Here is a 3,524-nt window from a genome sequence, read left to right as displayed (position 1 = left end):
CGTCGCCGCCACCGGGCGCCGGCGTGCCGGGCCGCCTCGGCGGCTGGCGCAACCTGCCCTCGGGCCCGGCGGTCAAGTCCTACGAGGTGCGGGACGGGAGCGGCGCCGCACGGCACGTGGAGGTGCGCTACCGCACGCTGCGGGACGGATGGGCGGTCGAGGGCGCCGTCGCGAGCGCCGTCGGGTACGCGGCCGCGCGGGAGGACGCAGGCGACGCGGGACCGGGGCCGGGCGGCGGTGCCGACGGCGACGTGGACGGCGGTCCGGGCCGCGGGGGCGGGCAGGTGCTCGCCGTGACGCCCGGCCACGTGACTTTCGAACTCGACGGCGTCGTACGGCACTTCGACGTGTCGACCTATCCCGCCGACGCCCGCGCCCATCCTCGTGGCGGCAGGGAGGCGGGCGGCCCGGGCGGCCCGGGTCCGGACACGGCCGGTACGCGGGAGGACGACGGCGAGCGGATCGTGTACGTGGACTGCGCGGGTCTCGGCTCGTACCGCCTGCGTGCGCTGCCGCGCTTCGCCGATCCCCGCGACCGCGCGGAACCGGGCTCGCTCCTGGCCCCCATGCCGGGCACGGTCGTCCGCGTCGCCGAGGGGATCGCCGAGGGTGCAGTCGTGGCGGCAGGCGACCCGCTGCTGTGGCTGGAGGCCATGAAGATGGAGCACCGCGTCACCGCGCCTGCCGCCGGCCGGCTGGCCCTGCTGCGCGCGGTGCCTGGACAGCAGGTCGAGACGGGCGCGGTCCTCGCGGTCCTCTCGCCGCTCGAAGGGGCGGCCGAGGCGGCCCGGGCGGTCGTCGGGAGCGGGGGGAGCAGAGGCGGGCCCGGCGGGCCGGAGCCGGACACCGCACCGGCCCCCGCACCCGGCGGCCCGCACGACTGACTGCCCCGGGCCTCGTACGCCCGAGGCGCCCGGCGCACCGCACCCGCCGCACCGCACACGGCGGAACGGCACGGACCGCACGCCGCACCACGATCACACGGGACGAACCGCATACGCACGACGCACGCACGACGCACCGCACGACGCACCGCGACGACCAGCGCGGCAGAGCCGAGGAGAGGCCATGACCGTCGGGAAGGCAACGGCGAGCACCGTCATCGAGAGCGAGGAGCAGCGCGACCTGCGGGCGGCCGTCGCCCGTCTCGGGGCCCGGCACGGCGCCGAGCACGAGAGGGCCGCGCTGTGGGCGGAGGCGGGCAGGCTCGGCTACCTCGGGGTCAACCTCCCCGAGGAGTACGGCGGCGGGGGGCGCGGCATCGCCGAACTGTCCATCGTGCTGGAGGAGCTGGGCGCGGCGGGGTGCCCGCTGCTGCTGCTCGTCGTCTCGCCCGCCATCTGCGGGACCGTCATCGCCCGCTTCGGCACCGAGGAGCAGAAGCGGCGCTGGCTGCCGGGGCTCGCGGACGGCACGGCGAGCATGGCGTTCGGCATCACCGAGCCCGACGCGGGCTCCAACGCGCACCGCATCACCACGACCGCCCGCAGGGGCGCGGACGGCGGCTGGACGCTCAACGGCCGCAAGGTCTTCGTGTCCGGCGTCGACATCGCCGACGCGACCCTGATCGTCGGCCGCACCGAGGACGCCCGCACGGGGCGCCTGAAGCCGTGCCTCTTCGTCGTCCCGCGCGACGCCCGCGGATTCGGGCGCTCGCTCATCGACATGGAACTGCACGCGGTGGAGAAGCAGTTCGAGCTGACGCTCGACGACGTGCGGCTGCCCGCGGACGCGCTCGTCGGCGACGAGGACGCGGGCCTCCAGCAGTTGTTCGCGGGCCTCAATCCCGAGCGGATCATGACGGCCGCGTTCGCGATCGGCATGGGGCGCCACGCGCTCGGCAAGGCCGTGGCCTACGCCGGGCAACGCGCCGTGTGGGACACCCCCATCGGGGCGCACCAGGCCGTCGCGCATCCCCTCGCGCAGGCGCACATCGAGCTGGAACTGGCCCGCCTCATGATGCAGAAGGCGGCCCGGCTGTACGACGCGGGCGAGGACGCGGCCGCGGGCGAGGCAGCGAACATGGCGAAGTACGCGGCGGGCGAGGCATGCGTGAGGACGGTCGACCAGGCCGTCCAGACGCTCGGCGGCAACGGCCTGACCCGGGAGTACGGACTTGGCCGGCTGATCACGGCGTCCCGGGTGGCCCGGATCGCCCCGGTCAGCCGGGAGATGATCCTCAACTACGTGTCGCACCAGTCCCTCGGGCTGCCTAAGTCGTACTGAGCCGGGGACCGGCGGCGGAAAAGCCGGGGCGCGGCGGCTCATCTCCCCGGTGGGGAAAGCTCCGACCGCTGCGACCGGGCGCCGTCCGGCCCGGCGCCGCACCCCAGGTGCCGCGCACCGACCCGTGCGGCACCCCTGCCACCGGCCTCACCACCGCACCGGCCGCGGGCTCCGGCACCGACCCTGGCGCCGTCCCCGTGCGGCTCCGCGCACCGTCGGCCCGCCGGGGGAGCCGTGCGGCGGGGAAAGCTCCGACGGCTGCGGCGGCACGCCGCGTCGCCCGGCGCGGCGCGCCCTCCCGGGGGCCGCAACCCCTCGGGGTCCACGCGGGGGAGGGCGTACATTGTCCGTTTCCACCGGGCCGTCCGGCCCGCCGGGCGCCTGGGGCCCCGGGACCACGAACGACACGAGGGGAAGTTGACGCGTGAGCGGACATTCGGCAGCGCGGGGCACGGGCGCCGGGTCCGGGGAGCCGGAGGCGGGTTCCCCGGTGGTGCGTTCCGCGCACGAACGGGGGATCACGACGCTGACCCTCGACTCGCCCGCGAACCGCAACGCCCTCTCGGCGCGCCTCGTCGCCGAGTTGGCGGACGCGCTCGCGCGCTGCGCCGCGGACCCGGCCGTACGGGCGGTCGTCCTCACGCACAGCGGCTCGACGTTCAGCGCGGGCGCGGACCTGAAGTCGCCGGCCAACCCGTACACGTTCGTCGCGCTGCTGCGCCAGATCGTGGAACTGCCCAAGCCCGTGGTGGCGCGGGTCAGCGGCCATGTGCGGGCGGGCGGGCTCGGGCTCGTCGGGGCCTGCGACATGGCGGTGGCCGACCGCGCCTCGGACTTCGCGTTCACCGAGGTGCGGATCGGCGTGGCACCGGCGGTGATCTCCATGCCGCTGCTGCCGCGCTTCCGGCCGCGCGCGGCGGCCCGCTACTACCTGACGGGCGAGCTGTTCGACGCGGCGGCGGCCGAGGACGCCGGCCTCCTCACGACGGCCGCCGACGACCTGGACGGGGTGCTCGCGGGGCTGCTCGACGGGCTGCGCAGGGCGTCGCCGCGGGGGCTCGCGGAGGCGAAGAAGCTCCTGACGGTGGACGTGCTGGAGACCTTCGACCGGCACGCGGAGGATCTGGTGCAGCGCTCCGCGTCGTACTTCACCACGCCGGAGGCCCGGGAGGGCATCGCGGCGTTCATGGAACGGCGGGACCCGGCGTGGGTGAGGTAGCGGCGCGCGGGGGGCACGGCCCCGGGCCCGCACCCGCCGCGACGGCGCCGGCATCCGCCGCACCGGGCGTCCCGGCGGC

At 76.5% G+C, this 3,524-nt stretch carries 3 protein-coding genes; all 3 read left to right on the top strand.

Translation table 11 applies throughout. The features are described from left to right. Positions 1-884 (top strand): acyl-CoA carboxylase biotin carboxyl carrier protein subunit (locus tag L1885_RS25660; protein WP_235799548.1); only part of this gene is annotated, 884 nt, incomplete at its 5' end. Positions 885-1,068: 184 nt separating this feature from the next. Then, on the top strand, positions 1,069-2,226 hold the full coding sequence (locus L1885_RS25655; protein ID WP_235799547.1) for an acyl-CoA dehydrogenase family protein: 1,158 nt from the start codon (positions 1,069-1,071) through the stop codon (positions 2,224-2,226). A gap of 490 nt (positions 2,227-2,716) precedes the next feature. Further along, positions 2,717-3,445, top strand: coding sequence for an enoyl-CoA hydratase family protein (locus L1885_RS25650; RefSeq protein WP_235799549.1), 729 nt, complete (start codon positions 2,717-2,719; stop codon positions 3,443-3,445). Positions 3,446-3,524 lie beyond the last annotated feature (79 nt).

This window comes from Streptomyces fuscigenes, from assembly GCF_021556455.1.
GTDB classification, from domain to species: Bacteria; Actinomycetota; Actinomycetes; order Streptomycetales; family Streptomycetaceae; genus Streptomyces; species Streptomyces fuscigenes.
This window is presented reverse-complemented; position numbering and strand designations above follow the sequence as displayed.

What these genes read in the sequence shown, in the direction of transcription:
- L1885_RS25655 (WP_235799547.1), top strand. Translation starts at nt 1,069, where the DNA reads ATGACCGTCGGGAAGGCAACGGCGAGCACCGTCATCGAGAGCGAGGAG.